The following is a 20,042-nucleotide window of genomic DNA, read 5'->3' on the forward strand; positions in this document are numbered from 1 at the left end:
TGTGCGCCTCTCAGAGATAACGGAAAAGGCGCTTGTGCATGAGGCGCAGGAGCTGATCGGTCAGGAGGCCGATCAAACCGATGGTGACGACGCCTGCCATCACCTCCGACGTATTCATGTATCGCCGCGCCGCCCAGATGACGAAGCCCAGGCCGTTATCGGCAGCGACGATCTCGGCGATGATCAGATAGGTCCAGCACCAGCCAAGCGTGATGCGGAGGTTGTCGAACAGGCTCGGCAGCATAGCGCGAAAGGCGACATCCTTCAGCATCTGGAACGGCCGAGCGCCGACGGTATAGGCGATCTCGACATATTCCTGCGGGACGCGGCGCATGTCGTCGGCGACGAGCAGTACGAGCTGAAAGAAGGTTCCGAGCCAGAGAAGAAAGATCTTCGTCGTCTCGCCGACGCCGAACCAGATGATGCTCAAGGGCACGAGCGCGGGCACCGGCAGATAGCGGATGAAATCGATGATCGGCTCGAGGGCCGCGCCGACGCCGCGAAAGCTCGACATGGCAATGCCGATCGGCACAGCCATGACGACCGAAAGCGCGAAGGCGACCCAGACTCTCAGCGTCGAGATGCCGGCATTCATCAGCAAATTCTTTTGGGTGATCATCGTCCACAGCGTCTCGACGGTGACGCTGGGGGGCGGCAGGAAAAGCGAGTTGATCCAACCGAGCCGTGTCGAAATTTCCCAGGCAGCGAGCACGAGCAGGCTCGCGGTGACCGACGTCAGGATCTGGGCGCGTTTCGACAGCGTGCCGCGGAACGCAAAAAACTGATTGCGAACCGTCTTGCGGACACTCGGCGGATGAGAGATCGGCGTGGCAGCCGATGTTTCTCCGGCATCCGCCGCCGTCGATAGTGTGGCTTTGCTTGTCACGCGAAATCCGGCTCGGCTGTTTCGCTAGTCTTACTTCACGTCGGCTTCGGTGATGCCGGCCACGATCGAACTATCGATTTGGTCTGCGGCCTTCAGGTTGTGATCGGCGGCGCCGTTCTCGAGGTTCAGCTGCATCACTTCATCAAAAACTTTATAGAGCGAGCCCGGCGCTCCCGGTTTGCCGAAGTATCCGGCTGTTTGCGCGTAGCCGGTGTAATCCAGGCTGCCGTCGATCGAGGCGGCGAACTCTTCGGGCGTCAGATTGAAATGGGGGGCCGACAGCTTGATGAAGTCGGCCTTGTTGGTCTTGAAGTAATCGATCGCCTTGAAGATGCCGATCATGAACTTCTTGTATTTTTCCGGGTTGGCCTTGAGATCATCCTGGCGGACGATGATGACGTCGACGATGATGCCGGGATACTGAGCCGACGAAATCAGAACGTGCGGATTGCGCTGTTTGATCTTGTCGACGGCCTGGGAAAGGTTTGGCTGATAGGAGACGACGGCCGAGATCGACGGGTCGGCGAAAACTGCGACGGTATCTGCGGTCGCAATTTGCTTCACATTGAGGTCGGCGAGGGTCAGCCCCTTTTTCTTCAGCTCCATCTGGAGAAGCAGGCGGCCGGGAATGTTGGGTTCGGAAGCGACCGTCTTGCCCTTCAGCTGCTCGACCGAGGTGATGTCGCCGGGCGCAAGGACGCCGTCGCCGCCGAGAGATTCATCGATGGTGCCGATGATGACGCCGGGAGTCGTCGCATCGCGCGGCTTGCCCTGGTATTCGCCGACGGTGCGCATGTCCATCTCGATGTCCTTGCGGACCATGGCGGCCATGACGTTGGCGCGCTCGTCTTCGAACTTGATATCGACGTCGATGCCGAGCTTTTTGAAGTAGCCAAGGTCCTGCGCGACGAAAACGGGAGCGTAGCCGCTCCAGGTCGGGCAGAGAATGCGGATCTTGTCGTCAGCCCGCGCGGCTGTCGAGATCGACATGCCAGCCCAAAGTGCCACTGCCAGACCGACGCCGGCGAACTGCCGGAAACCTACTCTGTTATGCATGGTCAAAACCCCTCGCTGACGACACCACTTGTCCGGCGAAGAGTTGGGCAAAATAACATCTATGAAAATATTGATTATTTGAACGATACATTGAAAACTGTCGATGTAATGTGACCCGGCTTTGCGCGAGGTGTCCGGATGCGTCGGCTCGACAATATCGATATCCGCCTGTTACGCGTGTTTATGACGCTGGTTGAAGCGCGTAGCTTCGCTGACGCGCAAATCGCGCTTAACCTGTCGCAACCGACCCTCAGCACCCACCTTGCGGCGCTTGAGCGCAAGGTCGGCGGGCAATTGTGCGTACGCGGACGACGCGGTTTCCGGCTGACGCCGTTCGGAGAGGCGACGTATATCGCCACGCAGAAGCTGTTCGCGGAGATCAGCTCGTTCGAGGAGCGGGTCGGGCAGTATAATGGCCAGCTGGTCGGGCGACTGCGGATCGGCATCGTCGACGGCATCGTGACCAATTCGGCGCTGGGCCTACAGCATGTTGTCGGCCGGTTCATGGAGAATGCCGAGAACGTCTTCATCGATCTCGAACTCGGGACGCCGCATTACCTGGAGCAAGCCATCGCGGACGGGCGGCGCGACGTGGTGATCGGGCCTTTTTCGCAGAAGGCGCCGGGCGTGACGTACGTGGCGCTGCATCGCGAGCCGCACGGCCTTTATTGCGGCAAGGGCCATCCGCTGTTCGAGGCGCCGACATCGGCGATTACGCGGGAGGCCATAGAGAAGGCACTGTTTTCGGTGCGCGGCTATCGCCAGTTCGATGATCTCTATCGCGCCGATCATCCCCGTGCGACGGGCAATGTCGTGCAGATGGAAGCGCAGGTGATGCTGATCCTGTCGGGATATTTCATCGGGTTTCTGCCGCGCCATATCGGCGAGAACTGGTCGAAGCAGGGGCTGATGCGCGAGATCAGGCCGCAGACGTATCAGTTCGTTTCGAGCCATTTTGCGGCTTACCGGAAGAGCGATGGCGACCGGCAGCTGGTGCGAAGCTTCGTGCGCTTTCTCAGCCAGCATGCCAACCAGACGCGGAAAGGCGGGGCGGCCGGAAAAGCCGCGTAAACTGCGTATTTTGCTCGGATTCTGATCTGGGTCATAGCTTCGTTGCTCAAGCCCGCCACCGAGTTGACGCGCGTCAATTCTCGGGTCTCGCGCGGATCTAACGTTGGCCTCCTATTTGGGAGGAAACGATGACACCTATCGAGTCCTATTACTTGGCCATGTGCGTCGGAGCGCTGATCGTGTTCGGGTTCGCGCTCGGATACAACACATGGACCTGGAAGCGTTCGCAGACGGAGGCAAACGCCAAGGCGGAATCTGCGGTTTATGCTAAGCCGCAGCAGAAGCTGGCCGCGTAACCGGCACGCTTAGAAATTTCGCCCAATAAAAAAGGGAGGGGATTTCAAGTCCTCTCCCATAATTTTTTCTGAAATGGCGGGCATTGGGCGTGGCTACGCGCATCATCAGCCGCGCGGCGATGTGCGAATCGAATTGATCAGGAATTCGTCGGGTTGCTGGAGCGGGCGAAGGGAATCGAACCCTCGTATGCAGCTTGGGAAGCTGCCGTTCTACCATTGAACTACGCCCGCCAACCCCGCGAGATTCTTTGGGTTGTGGCACTTTCCCCGCGTTCTCGCAAGCGAGCCTCATATGTCTTTCGGCCGATGCGTTGCGTTTACAGAAATTGATCGGCGAGGCGGCGGTCAGATGATAAAGTGCGTCGTGCTTCGGGAGGGGACAATGAAGTTCGGCGCGATTCTGTTTTGGGCCATTGCAATGACGGCCGGGGTGCTTTTTGCCGGAGCGGCGTGGGCGGGCGATGCCGGACCGGCGACCGGCGGGCAGACGTCCTCCAAGCTCGATCAGCAGATCAATCAGGCCGTCGGGTCCAACGGCGCGTCGGAGGATGTCGACGCGCGAATCAAGGACCTCGACGCGACGCGCGCCGCCATCGATGAGAAAAAGCCCGCGACCATCAGTCTGGGCGTCAGCGGCTGGGTCACCCAGCAAGTGCAATACAACATCAAACAGTAACTTTCCCGCTTGTGCGGGCTGAGCAGCGGCCTGCGGGCGCGAGCCACCTGAGGCGCGCCGGCAGGCCTTCGTTGCGGTGTTTTTTCAAGCCTTCTTGGCGAGAAGATCGCGGATTTCCTTGAGGTATTCTTCTGTCGGGGTCGGTGGCGGCGGGGCGGCAGCGGCTTTTGGCTTCTTCATCGTATTGACGGCCTTGACGAGCAGGAAGATCGCGAAGGCGGTGATCATGAACTTGATGATGGCGTTCAGGAAGATACCGTATTTGATGGCAACAGGGTTTGTCGGGGTCGGGATGTCGACGGAAAGACTGGAGAAGTCGATCCCCGCCATCAAATAGCCAATCGGGGGCATAACGACGTTATCGACGAGGGACGAGACGATCGGAGCGAAGGCAGCGCCCATGATCACGCCGACGGCGAGATCGATGACGTTGCCGCGCATGGCGAATTCCTTGAATTCGTCAAATATCTTCATTCTGACTGTCCTTCCGTGCTGATGTTGCCGTTCCCGCCTGGGCAATCGCGATCGATCTGTTAGACCGCCTTGCACGATTCCCGGGCAAAACTTAGGGGATAGCGGGACTGACGACAACGGAACGTTGGTCAGAGACCGTCGTCGGGGCGAGGGCGGGGGTATTGGACACGTTTCGGCGGGGACGGGCATAATCGGTTGGTCGTGCTTCGTCTGTCACGGATCGGGCTTGGAATTCGGGGGGAATGGGATGATTGAACGGAAAGAACGCAAGCCCTATTGGCGCCATACGAAGTGGCAGGTTCTGGCCAGCATCATTCCCTTTCTGGCCCTCGTCGTCGTTTTGCCGCTCTACGCCGAGCAGCTCAATGCCAACCGGTTTCTCGGCTTTCCGCTGGGGTATTTTCTCGCCGCTCACGGGTTTTTCGTCGTGGCGCTGGTGACGGTCGCGAGCTACGTCAATCGCCAGAATGCCATCGATCACTGGCACGGCGCCCACGAAGACAATTGAGGCCCGGCCATGGCGTTCAGCGCACGCGCGAGGATGGTCAACCCGCGCCTCGGCACGTACTTCAGCATCTTCGCTGCGCTCTACACCGCGCTGTTCCTTCTCATTCTGATTTTCGAACAGCTGAAATTCTCCGAGCACTTGTTGGCCGGCGCCTTCCTGGCGGTTCCGATTTTCATTTATGCCGCGATCGGCCTGAGCGTCGGGACCAACGAGATCCTTTGCTATTTCGCGGCCGGCCGGCGCGCGCCGGCGATCTATACAGGTCTTCTGCTCGGAGCCTCCGCCATCGGCGGCACGTTCATCGTCGCGGGAACGGGCGCGTTCTTTTTCTCAGGCTTCGATGCGCTGGTGCTGCTGATGGGCACGCTGACAGGTTTCGTCATCATGGCGATTGCGCTGGCGCCGTTCTATCGCAAATTCGGCGCGTTCACGGTGCCGAGCTATCTCGGCCGCAGGTTCGAAAGCCGGACGCTCAGGGTCATTACGGCGGGCGTGGCGGCGGTGCCGATGCTGCTGGTGCTGTCGGCGGAGCTTCGGGTCGGAGGCGGGGTCGCTCAGCGCCTGGTCGGAGGGAGCGCCAATAATCTCATTTTGTTGCTGGCGCTGACGGTCGCCATTTCGACGGTCGCTGGAGGAAAGCGGTCGTTCACCTGGGCCGGCGTCGCTCAGTCGATCGCGCTTTTTCTCGCATTGCTAGGAGTGGCCACGACGGTCAGCGTCATTGTGACCAGCCTTCCCATTCCGCAACTCGCGAACGGGCCGATGGTGCGCGGGCTCGTGCGCAACGAGGTCAATGAGGGACTGCAGTTCATCAACGTCTGGCCGCTTGCCTTTCAGTTGCCGCCGGAAGGCTTTGCCGCGCTGACGAAGCCCTACACGCAGCCGTTCGGTGCGATCGGCCCGCTGGCGTTCATCATAGGCGTTTTCGCCATTGCGACCGGCATCAGCGTCGCGCCTTGGCTGCTGCCGCGCGTGGCGGCGTCGCCCAGCGTTTACGAGGCGAGAAAGTCGCTTGGGTGGGCGACCGTCTTTTCGGGCTTGGCGCTTCTGACGGTTTCGTCGATTGCGATCTTCATGCGCGATTTCACGCTCGAGGTGGTGATGAAGGATCGGCTCGGCCCGCTGCCGCAGTGGCTGTTTCAAGCGGCGGCGCAGCACATCGCAGCTTTCGATCAGGCGTCGCCGCATCTGGGTTTCGAAGGCTTGAAGTTCGATCGCGACGGCGTGCTTTTCGCCCTGCCGCTGGTCGTCAACCTTCCTTCTGCATTTTCGTATCTTCTGATGGCCGGAGCTTTGGCGGCGGCGCTCGTGACGGCGAGCGCGACGACTGTGTCGCTTGCCGCGGTCCTCGGTGAGGACGTCGTCCAAGGCATGTCGTGGGAGCCACCGTCGCCCATGCGCCGGATATGGACGATGCGGGGCTTCATTGTCGTCGTCGCGTTTTGCGGAGCAACGCTGTCGATCGCTGCGCCGACCGATCCGTTGCGTTTGGTGCTGTGGGCGCTGTCGATAACGGGATCGAGCCTTTTCCCCGTCATGGTCCTGTCGATCTGGTGGAAGAGATTGACGGTCAGCGGCGCGGTCGTCGGCGTCGTATCAGGTTTCGTCGCGGCGGCTTTTGCCATCATGACGGGCGAGGTGGGAGCGCTGTCGTCGCCCAGTCCGATAGCGGGCATTCTCGGGCTGCCGGTCTCGTTCGCGTTCGCGATCGGCCTCAGCCTGATGCGGCCGGAGGCCGACCGGCACGGGCTGGAAGTCGTGCGCGATATCCGGGTTCCCGGAGGGGAGATCATCTACGATCGAGAGATGCAGCGGCTGCAGCTTCGCAAGCATGCGCGCACTTAGGGCCGTGTGCGCGGGCTCTCAGATGGAGCAGGATTGCTCGGGCCTTCCGAGCCCTCTAAAGAACAAGCCATGACTATTCGCGATCGTTTGGATCTCTATCCGCCTCTCGTGGCTAATCGGGAGTACCGTTTGCCGGTCAGCGGCGGGCACGCGCTCCACGTCGAAGAGTGCGGCAATGCCAACGGCCAGCCGGTCATCATTTTGCACGGCGGCCCGGGCGGTGGCTGCAACCCGACGATGCGCCGGTTTCACGATCCCGATCGCTATCGCATCGTGCTGTTCGATCAGCGCGGATGCGGCCGCTCGACCCCGAATGCATCGCTCGAAAACAACACGACCCATGATCTCGTGGCCGACATCGAACGCATTCGTACGGAGCTGCGGATCGAGCGCTGGCAGATTTTCGGCGGCTCGTGGGGCTCGACGCTGGCTCTTGCCTATGCGGAGAGCTACCCCGAGCGCGTGACGTCGCTGGTGCTGCGCGGCATTTTCCTGCTGACGCAGGCGGAGCTCGCCTGGTTCTATCAGGATGGTTGCAGCTGGCTCTTCCCGGAAGCGTTCGCGGAATTTCAGCGGCCGATCCCGCAAGACGAGCGCGGCGACATGATCGGCGCCTATCATCGACGGCTGACGTCGAGCGATCTCAGCGTCAGGCTCGCAGCGGCGCGGGCGTGGAGCATCTGGGAAGGCACGACGCTGTCGCTGATCCCCGAAGCGGACCGGGTAGCAAGGTTCGGTGCGGACAGCTATGCACTGGCATTCGCGCGGATCGAAAGTCATTACTTCGTCAATGCCGGCTTTTTCCGGCGCGACGGTGAGCTGCTGCTCGAAGCACATCGGCTCCGGGACATTCCTGGCGTGATCGTTCATGGGCGCTACGATGTCGTCACGCCGGTCAGGAACGCAGTTATGCTGGCGAAGGCGTGGGGCGGCGCGGATCTGCGCATCGTGCCCGACGCCGGCCATGCCATGACGGAGCCCGGCATCGTTCACGAACTTATCCGGGCCACGCGGAAGTTCGCGGGCTGACGATTATCTAAAGTGCACCTTTGGGAGCAGGCGACGCATCGGGCGCCGGTGGGGGAGGAGGCGTGTGCCCGTCCGGCGGCAGCGGCTTGTCGAGATCCTTGATGTGGTCGCGGATCTTTTTGTAAACGCGCGACATGTAGTCGAGGGCCTGATCGACTTCTTCTTCGCTCGGCAGCTGTGATACGCCGCCCGGCGGACCGTCAGCCAATGGGCCGTCCAGCGGTTTGCCCGGCGGCCGCGTTTCGAGAAGATCTTCGAGTTCTTTGACACGGGCTTTGAGGTCGCGATTTTCGGCTTCGAGGCGGGTAATCGCGTTCGCCGGAACGATCGCGGTTTCGTCGGAGACGGCCTTGCAGCTCCATTGCTCCGCCGACTTCGCACACATCGAGACGGCGCCAGTCTGTTTGTCGAGACGCAGGACTCCGCCATCGACGGGCGAAAGCGCAAAACGGTCTCCCGCATTCTCGGGGGACTCCGCAACCGATGGGGTCGCCAGCAGGGAAAGGGTGAGCAGTCCGAGACAGGCGATGGTTGGCGTCTTCAGCATCATTTCCGAACTCCAAGCAGGGGCGTTGAACCCGAGATGGTCATATCGACCGAGTGTGGCAAGACGGCCGAGGATCATGCGCAACTCGAATCGGCTCGTAAATTCCCCGAGGCAAAGGTTTTGCTCGGCTAAAAGTTTACGACAATAAGCTGCTGAAATATTTAAAGTTTTATCAAAACGGCACGAATTTTAACGGACCGTTTACCCGCTCGGCGGAAGAGTCTGCCTTTAGCTGAATTGTGCCGCGTCCGCCGACGATTGCATTCGACCTGCGCGGTACGGACCCCCTGACGTCCTGAGCCCCGCTGCCGTTGCGCTCTCCCCGGACCGTCAGCAATCGCGCTGTCTTGAGGGGCAAATGTCGAATTCGGAAATGAGCGGAGAACGCCGGGAAGGAAAGGACCCGCTCGAGTCCGGCGACGACACCCGCGACGAGCTCAAATCGATGCTCGATGTCATGGCCTCGCAACTTCAGGACGCTGACCGGCGGCACATGGCGGCGCTCAATGAAATGCAGGACAAGATCGCCGGCATGGGGCGCGAAGCCGATACATTGCGCGCGCGCATTCCGGATCAATTCGCTCCGGCATTCGAACGCATCGAAGCGGGTATCGGTGAACTTGCGCATCGGCTCGCTGATGCAGCTCCGGCTGCGAACGTCTCGCGTCCACGCAAGGTGGCGGCAGGCCAACGCTCGGGGGCGGCCGATCCTTTCGATCCGTGGGATCAGGAATCGGCCGATGCGTTCGCGGGTCACTTTGCTCCGGGAGGCGCCGTTTTTCCCGCCGAGAGCGCAGGCGGTGAAACCAGCAGCGGCGGCGCGCTTGCTCCCCACATCGACGAAACCTGGATCGAGAACCGGTTCGCCGAAATCGTCCGCGGACTGGAATATTCGCTGGCTAATCTGAAGCCGGACAAAGGGCTGTCGGAAATAACCGATCGGTTCGATCATTTCGAACGGCAATTCTCGAAACTGTTCGAAGGTGTCGCGACGCATGACGATTGCGCCGCCGTGCAGCAGGTCGAAAAGCACATGGACGAGATGATCCGGCATCTCGAAAAGACGAACGTGCAGCTCGATCGTCTGGAGACGATCGAGACGAAGCTCGGTGATGTTTCGAAGACGCTGGCCGAGCTGCAGACGCAGGCGCCCGCGTTGGCATCGGGTGGCATCGACGTGCAAGCCATTGTCCGGGCAGCAGCCGAAGAGACCGCGCAGCGCTTTGCGAAGCATCCCGTCGATCATAAGGATACCGCGGCCGACGAACTGCGTCCGCTGATCGAGCAGTTGATGTCGGAGAGCCGCCACAGCAGCGAGCAGACGGCAGCCATTCTCGATACGATGCAGCAGGCGATGGTGCGCCTGATCGACCGCGTCGATGCGATCGAAGCGGTGCCGATGCCAACGGCGCCGGCTTCGGGCAATGACGCCGTCAGCGACGAAGCTTCGAGGCCTGGCGCGGGATCGGAGAAAGCAGCGGAGTGCCGCACAAGCAGCTCTTATCCGGGTGCGAATTCGCCAGTTGTTCATTCGGGCAGCGATGAACTCGACATCCCACTCGACGAGATGGTCGCGAGGACCGAAAAGCTACGGCAGGAATTCGCCGCCGACGCACGACGCGCGAAGATGCGGCTCGGCTCGGATGAGTCCGATATCCTTGAGCCGGTACTGCCGGCGCAATCGATGCCGTCGGCCGATCCCACAATTGCGCATCCGGGCAGCCGTCCGATCCGGCCCTCGGCACGGGCCGCCAAGAATATGTCCGGGCCGTCAGCACCGTCTCCTCGATTGATGCTGGTGGCGGGTCTGGTGTTCGTGCTCCTGGCGGGCCTCTGGTACACGTTCGGCTTCGAAAAGCCGGAACCAAGTGCCTCTTCGCAAGCTGTCTCGGGCACCACCGTGGAGAAATCGGCTCCCGTGGGAGCCGGCACTTCGGCATCGCCGTCCGCTGCGCCTTCGGACACGACACCCGCGACCAACGGACCTCGGGGAGATCTTGCTCCGAACGGCAGCGACGACGTCTCGACCGCTGCGTCGGATGACGGCTCGCAGCCGCGGACGGCTCTGCCGATGCTCGGCGTCGCTGTCGATCTCGATCGGCCGGTGACGGAAGAGGAAATGCAGCAGGCTCGCCGCCATCAGGCCATGGCGAACATCTCGGGCGAACTCGGAAGCGCGATGTCTCGGCCAGGGGAATCGGCATCGGTGCCGTCGTCGATGGTGCCGACCGAAGCTGAGACCGAGGGCAATTCGGCGCGCATTCAGACCTCGGCGCAAAATCAGAATTCCGGCCCGGCGCTCCCGCAGGATGCGACGAGATCGGGACCGGTCGACATGCCGTCGGCAATGGTCGGACCGCTGTCGCTGCGGCTCGCGGCATCCAACGGCGATCCGTCCGCGCAGTTCGAGGTTGGCGCGCGCTTCGCCGAAGGCGAAGGGGTGAAGCAGAATTTCATCGAAGCAGCGAAATGGTATCAGCGCTCGGCAGATCAGGGCTTCGCGCAGGCGCAATACCGCCTCGGCACGCTTTACGAGCGCGGCCTGGGCCTGAAGCCCGATCGCGGCCAAGCGGCGAGTTGGTATCAGCGCGCGGCAGAGCAGGGCAACATCAAGGCCATGCACAATCTCGCCGTCCTGAGCGCCAATCAAAACGATCGTTCGCCCGATTACGCGACCGCCGCCAAGTGGTTCGAGCAAGCGGCAAGGCGCGGGCTGCCCGACAGCGAATTCAATCTTGCCGTCCTCTACGAGAACGGGCTCGGCGTGCCGCGCGACATGAAGCAGGCGTTCATGTGGGTTTCGATCGCGGCACGGGCGGGTGACGCGGATGCGATCCGCCGCCGCGATATTCTGCGAGGGAAGCTGACAGCCCAGGAGATCTCGGACACCGAAAAAATGATCGCTGCGTGGCGGATCGTGCCGACAGATCGTACCATCAACGATGCACTGGTGGCGGGCGAACAGTGGAAGAAAAATCCCAAGAACGGTGTGAATGGTTAGCCCCTGGGCTTTCTGATCGGCGCGGCCGGGCGAGGCGGCGATGCCGCCTGCCATTGTCCGTTGGGGAGAAATCCTGCTAGAGGCTAGCCCACTCTCAGCTACCTGCCGTTCCGGGACCGAGAATGACCCTTTATTTGCCGATTGCCGAGATGTCGGTTTCCGTCATCGTCTATGTGGCTCTCGGCCTGAGTATCGGTTTTCTTTCGGGTTTGTTCGGCGTCGGCGGCGGCTTCTTGCTGACCCCGCTGCTGACCTTTCTCGGTGTGCCGGCGGCCGTGGCGGTGGCGACGAGTTCCTCGCATGTCGTGGCGTCGTCGGTCTCAGGTGCGGTTACGCACTATCGCCGTGGCAATATCGATATCAAAATGGGGCTCGTTATGCTGGCGGGCGGCCTGGCGGGCACCTATCTCGGCGTCAGCGCCGTCAAGGTGCTTCGCCGCGCGGGCTATTTCGATCTTACCGTGGCGATCATCTACGTCATTTTTCTCGGCATCGTCGGGACGATTATTTTCGTCGAAGGGCTAAGCGCATCGCGGCAACCGAAGGCGACAGGTGGGCCTGTGCGCAAATCCGGCCAGCATAGCTGGATGGAAGGCCTGCCGTTCAAGATGAGGTTTCCGCGCTCGAAACTTTACATCAGCGTGATACCGCCCATCGTGATCGGAACGTTCATCGGCTGTATGTCGGCGATCATGGGAACCGGTGGCGGGTTCGTGATCATTCCGGCGATGATCTATCTGCTGCGCATGCCAACGGGGCTCGTCATCGGCACAACGCTGTTTCAAGTGCTGTTCGTATCCGCACTGGCGACGGTGCTGCATGCGGTGGAGAACAGGACGGTCGATATCGTCCTCGCTCTGATCCTTATCGTCGGAGGCGTGATCGGCGCGCAAATCGGTGCGTCGGTTGGAGAGAAGCTACGCGGCGAGCACCTTCGAGCTTTGCTCGGCGCGGTCATCCTATTGGTCGCGGCGCGCATGGCCTACGATCTCGTGGTTCCGCCCGCCGATGTATTTTCGCTCGCGTCGATGGCGGGGGCGCGCTGATGCGAACCGCCATCCGCAGCATGATTTTCCTGGCGTTCGTGATGACAAGTGCGGCATCAGCCGAGACGCCGAAAGAGAACGTCGAGGCTGACGCATCGACGCGACAGGTCGCGATCACGTCGAGCTTCACGGGAACGGAAATTCTCGTGTTCGGCGCGGTCGGCAACAGCGTGCAGCCGAGCCCCGAAGCCGGGACCTACGATGTCATCGTCATTGTCGAAGGCATTCCGGCGCCTGTGGTGGTGCGAAAGAAGTCTCGCGTCGGCGGCATCTGGATCAATACGCAAGCACTCAAGTTTTCCTCGGTGCCGAGCTATTACGCCATTGCCTCGACGCGGCCGATCGACGAAATCGCCGACCGGTCGGTGCTGGACGCGCATGAGATCGGGTTCGATCACGTCAGCATGATCCCGGAATCGGGTACCGCCAATGCCGCGGAATTCGAGGCTTTCAAACAGGCGCTCATCCGGCTGAAAGAGGATCAGCACGTTTATGTCCGGTCGGATTTCGGGGTGTCGTTCGTCGGGCGAAGTCTTTTCAGGGCGACGATCGCGTTGCCGCCGAACGTGCCGGTCGCGCCGCTGACGGCGAGGGTCTATCTTTTCAAAGCGGGGCAGCTGCTCGGCCAGTACAGCAATCGCGTCATGCTGCAGCGGGAAGGGATCGAGCGCTACATTCACGAAACGGCGTTGTCCCAGCCGCTGCTTTATGGCCTCGCGACGGTGTTGCTCGCGGCGGCAAGCGGTCTTGCGGCGGCATTTGCGTTCCGGAAACCAGTCTGAGGATCAATCGTCGCGCAACAGGCGGGGGGCGACCGGATACAGGCCCTCGTGGCCCAGCATCCAGACGTCGAGACCGTCGATTCCGAACAACGGCTCGAATGCAAGATCGAGAATGTTCAAGCCGCCGGTGTAGGCGCCGAATGCCGGCATGACAAGGCGGAGGCGGTTGCCGACGAAGCACGGGCGGCGCAGCGACGTGCCGTGAAAGACGAGGCGGGCGGCGGGATGGAAATGCCCGGCGATCTCGTGCGTTGCGGCGCCCGGGCGCGGTTCGTGACGCAGGGCTATGCCGCCGACAACGATTTCCTCGGCGACGTGGCCTGCGAGCGCTCGGTCGATCTTCGGGTCGTGATTGCCGGTGATCCAGATCCAGTCGCGGTCGTCCTGCAGCATGTGCAGCGTTTCGACGTCGGCGGCGTCCATGCGGGAGGCGCCATCGGAATCGTGCAGGCTGTCGCCCAGCGAAATGACGGTTTCGGGCTGGTAGCGGTCGATGACCTTGGCCAGCTTCCGTAGCGTTTCCCGGGTATCGTAGGGCGGCAGCATCTGGCCGCGGGCTGCAAAGGCCGAACCTTTTTCAAGATGGAGATCGGAGACGATCAGCGCGCTTTCGGCAGGCCAATAGAGTGCGCCGAACTGGTGGGCGATGAAGGTCTTGCCGCAGATGTTGACGGGCTGATCGGCGAAATCGTCGAGCCCGATCCGCTCAGGTTTCAGCATGTTCATTGCTGCGCGTCCCCCGTCGCTTCCCGTATCAATTGATCGGCCGCCGCTCGCAGAACCGCATCACGATCGTGACCGTAAACCAGCTCGACGCCGATCTCCAACAGCACCGGCACGGCAAGCGGCGAAACATGGTCGAGAATTTGGTGCCTGATTCGGTCCTTTATGCGAGCGAGAAACGCGCCGAGCCGCTTGATGTCGAGCAATCCCGTGGCGGCATCGGCCCATGCGGCTTCGAGCAAAAGGTGGTGCGGATCGTGGCGGCGGAGCACGTCGTAGATCAGATCCGTGGAAATCGTGACCTGGCGGCCAGATTTCACCTTGCCGGGGTGCCGGCGCTCGATCAGGCCGGCGATGACGGCGGCGAGGCGGAACGTGCGTTTCATCAGCGCGCTTTCGGCGAGCCAGGCATCGAGGTCGTCACCCAGCATGTCTTCGGCGAAAAGCTCAGCGAGCGACAGCCTGCCGTCTGCGATCAGCGCCGAGATGTCGGCGTGGCACCAGACAGCGAGTGCGTAATCATTGGCGACGAAGCCCACGGGATGCGCGCCGATGCGATCCAGGCGTCGCGTCAAAAGCATTCCCAACGTCTGGTGTGCCAGGCGGCCCTCGAACGGGTAGGCGACGAGGAAATGCCGGTTGCCGCGCGGGAAGGTCTCGACAAGAACTTCGTCGGGCGCAGGGACGACTGAGAATTCGGTCTGCAACTCGAGCCAGTTGGCGACAGGGTTCGGAAGCGCCGACCAGACGCTCGGGTCGGCCAGCATGTCGCGCACGCGTCGGGCGAGGTGTGTCGAGAGCGGGAACTTGCCGCCGTCGTAGCTCGGCACCATCGGGTCTTCGGTGGTGGCGCGCGTCACGAAGACCTCGGTGTCGCGAATGCCTTCGAAGCGCAAGACCTGGCCCGCGAAAACAAACGTGTCTCCCGGCGTCAGTTGCTCGGCGAAATATTCCTCGACCTCGCCCAGCACGCGGCCGCCCATGCTCGGTAGCCGCTTGGCGCCGCGATGGGCGATGAGACGGACTTTCAAATGCGGCGCGTCGACGATGGTGCCGATGTTCAGGCGGTATTGCTGCGCGATGCCGGGATTGGCGATGCGGAGTTTGCCGTCGTCGGTTGGGCGAAGCTTGGCGAAACGTTCGTAGTTCCGCAGCGCGTAGCCGCCGGTCGAAACGAAATCGACGGTACGATCGAACTGGCTGCGCGCCAGAGCCGCGTATGGAAGGGCCGAGCGGACTTCGTCGAAAAGCGTCTCAGGATCAAAGGGGGCTTCGCAGGCCATGCCGAGCACGTGCTGGGCGAGGACGTCGAGGGCGCCGCTGCGCGAAAGCTGCGCGTCCTGGTCGCCGGCTTCCGCGGCCTGCTGGGCGGCGCGGCATTCCAAGACTTCGAAGCGGTTGCCCGGTACGAGGAGTGCTTCGGACGGCTCGTCGAGCCGGTGGTTGGCGCGGCCGATGCGTTGAAGCAGCCTGCTTGCACCCTTCGGCGCGCCGAGATGGATGACGAGATCGACGTCGCCCCAGTCGATGCCAAGATCGAGCGTGGAGGTTGCTACGACGGCGCGGAGGCGGCCGTCGGCCATCGCCGCTTCGACCTTCTTGCGCTGGGCAGTTTCGAGCGAACCGTGATGCAGACCGATCGGGAGGCTGGCGTCGTTGATGCGCCAGAGTTCCTGGAAAGCGTATTCCGCCTGCATGCGCGTGTTGACGAACACCAGCGTGAGCTTGTGCGCGAGGATCGCCTCGTAGACCTCGTTCATTGCGTAGCGTGCGGTGTGGCCGGTCCAGGGAATTTCGTTTTCGGCTTCGAGAATTCTGATGATCGGCTTGGCGCCGCCTTTGACCGTGACGATGTCGGACAGATGCGTGACCGTTTCGGGTTCGGTTTGCGCGACGAGATAGCCACGGAGTTCGCTTGGACGCGCGACGGTCGCCGATAGGCCAATGGTCATTACGTCGGGTGCCAGTTTGCGCAAGCGAGCAATGTCGAGCGCCAGGAGATCACCGCGCTTCGACGCCGCGAGTGCGTGAAGCTCGTCGAGGATGATGGTGTCGAGATCGGCGAAGAGATAGGGCGCGTCCGGGTGGCTCAGCAGCAGCGCGACCTGTTCCGGCGTCGTCAGTAGGATGTGGGGCGGCTTGACGCGCTGGCGCTGGCGGCGAGCGAGGGACGTATCGCCGGTGCGGGTTTCGGTGCGCACCTTGAGACCCATTTCGGCGATCGGGTGGTTGAGGTTGCGCTCGACGTCGGCGGCAAGGGCTTTCAGCGGCGAGACGTAGAGGGTGTAAAGTCCTGCGCCGGTCTTTCTGCGCTTTCCCTGGTGGATAGAAATCAGGCTCGGCAGGAAGCCGGCCAGGGTCTTTCCCGCTCCGGTCGGAGCGATGAGCAACGTCGATCGCCGCTGGCGGGCCGCATCGAGCAGCGCAAGCTGATGCGGTCTCGGTGTCCAGCCGCGGCGCGCGAACCAGGCGGCGATTTCAGGCGGCAATTGTACTGCAGATGGGGGCGCGGCGGCGGGCTGCGATTTCTTTCTCGACGTCCGCGCGACCAACGCAGCGCTTCGCGGCTTCGCCGTGCGGCCCGAACCCTTGCGCGATCGGTCCGGAGGTTTGTCTTTGGCTTTACGCGACACGTGTCCGGCTTCGTTGCAATGGGCGCCTGGCCCCTAAAGCGGCTGTTTCGCCCAGTAGTCGGCGTGACGGCCGCGAATGGCTGCGAGGCTCGATTGGCCACCGCTTTTCAATGTCGTGGTGAGGAACGATTTGATCTCGCCGATCAGACCAGGACCTTCGTACACAAGGCCGGTATATAGCTGCAACAATGTGGCGCCGGCTTCGATTTTTTCGAGGGCCTGCTTGCCGCTACCGATGCCGCCGATGCCGATCAGGGGAATTTTGCCGCCGGTTTCCTTGTAGACGCGGGCGAGCATTGCGGTCGAGCGCGCGAATAGAGGCTGGCCGGAGAGGCCGCCTGCTTCTTTTGCCGCGGCCGATTTCAGGCCGGGGCGCGCCAGCGTGGTGTTGGAAACGGCGATGCCGTCGACGCCGTGGGCAAGAATACGCTCGACGATCGGACGAATGTCTTCTTCGGTAATGTCGGGCGCGATCTTGACGACGATGGGCCGTCGCGGCGCGCCATCGCTGATCAGGCGCGTTCGCGTGGCCATGATGCGCGTCAGCAGTTCGTCCAGGGCTTCCGGCGCTTGCAAATCGCGCAGGCCCGGTGTGTTCGGCGATGAGATGTTGACGGTGAAATAGCTGGCGAGCGCATTGAAGCGCACCAACCCCAGCACATAATCTTCGCCGCGATCGTCGCTGTCTTTGTTGGCGCCGATGTTCACGCCGACGATGCCGCCGCGATCGCCGCGGGCTTCCAGGCGCGCGAGCGCGGCTGCGTGGCCGCCGTTGTTGAAGCCGAGCCGGTTGATGAGCGCTTCATCGTCGATCAGCCGGAAAACGCGCGGGCGTGGATTGCCGCTTTGGGGTTTCGGCGTGATCGTGCCAATTTCTGCGAAGCCGCATCCCAAGCCGAGAACGGCGTCAGGAACGCGGGCGTCCTTGTCGTAGCCTGCGGCGATGCCTACCGGATTTGGAAATTCCAGTCCGAAAACCGATTGCGCCAGGACGCGGTCGTCGGTGCTCAGCGGGCGGGGATAGATGCCGCATTCCAGCGCCTTGAGTGAGGCCTCATGAGCTTCTTCGGGGCTGAGCGCAAACAGCGCGGAGCGTGCGAGACGATAAAAGTTTTTCAGCACGCGAACCATTCCTCGTCGATCTGCGCGACGCCGTTTGCATCATTGCTCAATGGCCGCTGCCACATCGCGTCGGAAACTGATATATTGGCGTAGAGATGAGGAAAGAGATCCCCGCCTCGGGATTGTTCCCATTTAAGTTGGGCTCCTAGCTTCGAAGCCTCAAACGCGATGAGAACAAGATCGCCTTTGCCTTTGAAATGCTTTTCTAATGTACCGAGGAGCTGATGTCGCGACGAAAGATGGATGAAGCCGTCGCGATGATCGTCCGCCGAGCCTTGATATATTCCGGACGTGGTTGCTTTAGACCATTCACGAGCGGTAGCAATTTTGAATACGATTTTTGTCATTGCGGAGTTTGAGCTGTGATCGGTTTGCCGCAGGATTTTTATGACGCCGCAGTCGCACGCGAAGTATGGCGTCGATGTGCGGTCGTTGCTATCACGGCTATCCCCGTGCGCAACCCGTTTCGCGTTCCGGGGTTCTGAATTTCAGGTCGCGGTGGGTCTTCAACTCCGCCAACGGCAGTCAAGGGGTTTTGATTTTCGTGTATCCGACGGCGTCACTCACGATTTCAGAATTGTTCTTCGGTCCTTATCTGTTGAACATTCCGCTGTTTCAAAGGCCGTATTCGTGGGGCCGGGAACAAGCCGAACAGCTTCTTGACGATCTGATGGAGGCTGCCGGCGTCGGGTGCGAAGGGCGTGCCGCGGACCCGGCATATTTTCTCGGTGCGCTGGTGCTGATGGATGCGCCGGGCGCAGAGACGTTGAAGCTTTCGCCAAAGATGACGCCGCGAGAATTCGGGGTGATCGACGGACAGCAGCGTCTCGTGACACTGATGACGCTGCTTTCGGTCCTGCGCGATCTCGAAACGGATGCCAAGAAGCCTGTCGGCAAGCGGGTCCAGGGCATGCTGATCGCCCAGCTTGGCACGCGGTTCTTCCGGACCGAGCGCTTCCGGCTGCATCTGTCGACGCGGGAGCGGGCCGTTTTCGAGGATCATATCCTGTTGCCGGGAAGCTCGGTGCAGCCGGCTTATCTTTCGGCGCCGTCGCTGCCGGAAGCGACGCTGCTCGAGGTTCGCGACCGCTTCAAGGAATTGCTGTCGGAGATGACCAATTCCTCGCGACGGGCGCTGGCGGATTTCATCGCCGATTCCTGCTATGTGGTGGTGATTGTCGGCAGCGACATCGACCGGTCGCATCAGATGTTCGTTGTGCTAAACGAGCGCGGAAAGAAGCTGCAGCGCAACGACATTTTGAAGTCCGACATTCTGGCGCGTATGGCGACGAGCGATGCAACGTGGGCCGTGCGGATGTGGGACGATATGAGCCTCGCGCTCGGGGAGGGCTTCGAGCCATTCTTCGGGCATCTGAGGACGATATTCGGGCACGGCCGGCTGCAGATCGTCTCGGGCGTGCGGCAGGTCATTCGCGACTGCGGCGGGTCGGAAATTTTCTTCAAGGACGTGTTTCTGCCGAAAGCCAAATCGTATGTGCTGGTCCGCAGCAGCGGCGAAGGCGTGCTACCGCGCGCGATGCAACAGACGCTCACCTATCTCAATCGATTGCCTGAAGCCGACTGGGCGCCGGCCGCCATCGTGGCGCTGAAAGACTGGAGGCGAGACCCTGAGCGCGCGGCGTTTCTTTTGAGCGAGATCGAGCGGCTCGCGATGCTAATGCGCCTGCTGTGTGCGGGTTCGGGCAAACGCGTCCGCCGTTTCGCGGAGTTCATCAAGGTCATACGCTCGGGTGCGCCGATCGACACATCGCATCCGGTCCTGCAGATGTCGCGCGAGGAAATGCGCGGGATTGCTTTTCATCTCAGGGATTTTCACAAACGCAATCCGAAGGTGTGCAAGCTGCTGCTGATGCGGCTCGGTGACGAGATGGCGGGCGAGATGGATGCGGTCGATCCCGATCTCTACACCATCGAGCATGTGCTGCCGCAACGGCCATCGGCGTCGAGCACGTGGCGACAGATGTTTGCGAGCCCGGAAGAACGCGTGCAGCTTGTCGACAGTCTCGGCAATCTCGTGCTGATCACCCAGCAGGAGAACGACCGGGCGCGCAACGCATCGTGGCAGGAAAAGAAAGAGATCTACGCACGCGCTTCGGCCAAGGCGCCGCTGCTGGCGATTACGCGAGACGTGCTCGCAGAGCCCGAATGGCGGAAGGCACAGATCGAGGCGCGCGAGATGCGTCTTCTGGCGTTGCTCGATGAGCTATGGCGCATCGATCTCGTCGGACAAAAGCCGGCCGTGCGAACGGCTCCGGTCAAGGACGTCGATTTGAGCGAAGATGTACGGCCGCCACGCGTGGCCCAGGCGCGTTGAGCCAGTGAGCGG

The 20,042-nt window shown here is 61.7% G+C and carries 18 protein-coding genes and 1 tRNA gene; 10 read left to right on the plus strand and 9 right to left on the minus strand.

The window, feature by feature from the left end; all coding sequences use genetic code 11:
• Nucleotides 1-10: 10 nt before the first annotated feature.
• Together QM780_RS00795 and QM780_RS00800 are read right to left on the minus strand one after the other, a co-directional pair.
• Complete coding sequence (locus tag QM780_RS00795) at nucleotides 11-886, minus strand: ABC transporter permease (protein WP_415068582.1); 876 nt, start codon at nucleotides 884-886, stop codon at nucleotides 11-13.
• Between the two features lie 30 nt (nucleotides 887-916).
• Nucleotides 917-1,942, minus strand: a complete 1,026-nt coding sequence (locus tag QM780_RS00800) for an ABC transporter substrate-binding protein (RefSeq protein ID WP_415068583.1) — start codon at nucleotides 1,940-1,942, stop codon at nucleotides 917-919.
• A gap of 138 nt (nucleotides 1,943-2,080) precedes the next feature.
• On the opposite strand from QM780_RS00800, the gene QM780_RS00805 reads away from it, so the two are divergent.
• Together QM780_RS00805 and QM780_RS00810 are read left to right on the plus strand one after the other, a co-directional pair.
• Complete coding sequence (locus tag QM780_RS00805) at nucleotides 2,081-3,013, plus strand: LysR family transcriptional regulator (RefSeq protein ID WP_415068584.1); 933 nt, start codon at nucleotides 2,081-2,083, stop codon at nucleotides 3,011-3,013.
• A 128-nt stretch (nucleotides 3,014-3,141) separates the two neighbouring features.
• Complete coding sequence (locus QM780_RS00810; protein ID WP_415068585.1) at nucleotides 3,142-3,309, plus strand: hypothetical protein; 168 nt, start codon at nucleotides 3,142-3,144, stop codon at nucleotides 3,307-3,309.
• A gap of 157 nt (nucleotides 3,310-3,466) precedes the next feature.
• On the opposite strand, the gene QM780_RS00815 is transcribed toward QM780_RS00810, so the two are convergent.
• Nucleotides 3,467-3,540: transfer RNA gene (locus QM780_RS00815), tRNA-Gly, on the minus strand.
• Between the two features lie 151 nt (nucleotides 3,541-3,691).
• Here QM780_RS00815 and QM780_RS00820 point away from each other — a divergent pair.
• Nucleotides 3,692-3,985, plus strand: coding sequence for a hypothetical protein (locus QM780_RS00820; RefSeq protein WP_415068586.1), 294 nt, complete (start codon nucleotides 3,692-3,694; stop codon nucleotides 3,983-3,985).
• Nucleotides 3,986-4,069: 84 nt separating this feature from the next.
• Here the strand turns inward: QM780_RS00820 and mscL are convergent, their stop codons facing one another.
• Complete coding sequence (mscL, locus tag QM780_RS00825; protein ID WP_415068587.1) at nucleotides 4,070-4,459, minus strand: large-conductance mechanosensitive channel protein MscL; 390 nt, start codon at nucleotides 4,457-4,459, stop codon at nucleotides 4,070-4,072.
• A 247-nt stretch (nucleotides 4,460-4,706) separates the two neighbouring features.
• Between mscL and QM780_RS00830 the strand changes: the two genes are divergently transcribed.
• From QM780_RS00830 to pip, 3 genes are all read left to right on the plus strand, one after another.
• On the plus strand, nucleotides 4,707-4,967 hold the full coding sequence (locus tag QM780_RS00830) for a DUF4212 domain-containing protein (protein ID WP_415068588.1): 261 nt from the start codon (nucleotides 4,707-4,709) through the stop codon (nucleotides 4,965-4,967).
• A gap of 9 nt (nucleotides 4,968-4,976) precedes the next feature.
• Nucleotides 4,977-6,812 (plus strand): cation acetate symporter, encoded by a 1,836-nt coding sequence (locus QM780_RS00835; protein WP_415068589.1) that lies wholly within the window; start codon nucleotides 4,977-4,979, stop codon nucleotides 6,810-6,812.
• A gap of 69 nt (nucleotides 6,813-6,881) precedes the next feature.
• Nucleotides 6,882-7,841, plus strand: a complete 960-nt coding sequence (gene pip, locus QM780_RS00840; RefSeq protein WP_415068590.1) for a prolyl aminopeptidase — start codon at nucleotides 6,882-6,884, stop codon at nucleotides 7,839-7,841.
• 7 nt (nucleotides 7,842-7,848) lie between these two features.
• On the opposite strand, the gene QM780_RS00845 is transcribed toward pip, so the two are convergent.
• The gene (locus QM780_RS00845; RefSeq protein ID WP_415068591.1) at nucleotides 7,849-8,391 is read right to left on the minus strand and encodes a hypothetical protein; all 543 of its coding nucleotides are present in this window, start codon (nucleotides 8,389-8,391) and stop codon (nucleotides 7,849-7,851) included.
• Between the two features lie 370 nt (nucleotides 8,392-8,761).
• On the opposite strand from QM780_RS00845, the gene QM780_RS00850 reads away from it, so the two are divergent.
• From QM780_RS00850 to QM780_RS00860, 3 genes are all read left to right on the plus strand, one after another.
• Nucleotides 8,762-11,389 (plus strand): sel1 repeat family protein, encoded by a 2,628-nt coding sequence (locus QM780_RS00850; protein WP_415068592.1) that lies wholly within the window; start codon nucleotides 8,762-8,764, stop codon nucleotides 11,387-11,389.
• A gap of 122 nt (nucleotides 11,390-11,511) precedes the next feature.
• Entirely contained in the window at nucleotides 11,512-12,435 is a 924-nt protein-coding gene (locus QM780_RS00855) for a sulfite exporter TauE/SafE family protein (RefSeq protein WP_415068593.1), read from the plus strand.
• Entirely contained in the window at nucleotides 12,435-13,217 is a 783-nt protein-coding gene (locus tag QM780_RS00860; RefSeq protein WP_415068594.1) for a TIGR02186 family protein, read from the plus strand. The genes QM780_RS00855 and QM780_RS00860 overlap by 1 nt, the downstream gene beginning before the upstream one ends.
• A gap of 3 nt (nucleotides 13,218-13,220) precedes the next feature.
• Here the strand turns inward: QM780_RS00860 and pdeM are convergent, their stop codons facing one another.
• From pdeM to QM780_RS00880, 4 genes are all read right to left on the minus strand, one after another.
• On the minus strand, nucleotides 13,221-13,943 hold the full coding sequence (pdeM, locus tag QM780_RS00865; RefSeq protein WP_415068595.1) for a ligase-associated DNA damage response endonuclease PdeM: 723 nt from the start codon (nucleotides 13,941-13,943) through the stop codon (nucleotides 13,221-13,223).
• Nucleotides 13,940-16,429, minus strand: coding sequence for a ligase-associated DNA damage response DEXH box helicase (locus QM780_RS00870; protein ID WP_415071954.1), 2,490 nt, complete (start codon nucleotides 16,427-16,429; stop codon nucleotides 13,940-13,942). The genes pdeM and QM780_RS00870 overlap by 4 nt, the downstream gene beginning before the upstream one ends.
• A 177-nt stretch (nucleotides 16,430-16,606) precedes the next feature.
• A complete protein-coding gene (locus QM780_RS00875) occupies nucleotides 16,607-17,695 on the minus strand; it encodes a quinone-dependent dihydroorotate dehydrogenase (RefSeq protein ID WP_415068596.1) in 1,089 nt (362 codons plus the stop codon).
• Nucleotides 17,689-18,042, minus strand: coding sequence for a DUF952 domain-containing protein (locus QM780_RS00880; protein WP_415068597.1), 354 nt, complete (start codon nucleotides 18,040-18,042; stop codon nucleotides 17,689-17,691). The genes QM780_RS00875 and QM780_RS00880 overlap by 7 nt, the downstream gene beginning before the upstream one ends.
• A 197-nt stretch (nucleotides 18,043-18,239) precedes the next feature.
• On the opposite strand from QM780_RS00880, the gene QM780_RS00885 reads away from it, so the two are divergent.
• Nucleotides 18,240-20,030, plus strand: coding sequence for a DUF262 domain-containing protein (locus QM780_RS00885; protein ID WP_415068598.1), 1,791 nt, complete (start codon nucleotides 18,240-18,242; stop codon nucleotides 20,028-20,030).
• Nucleotides 20,031-20,042: the final 12 nt, after the last annotated feature.

This window comes from Hyphomicrobium sp. (genome assembly GCF_047600905.1).
Classification (GTDB): Bacteria; Pseudomonadota; Alphaproteobacteria; order Rhizobiales; family Hyphomicrobiaceae; genus Hyphomicrobium_B.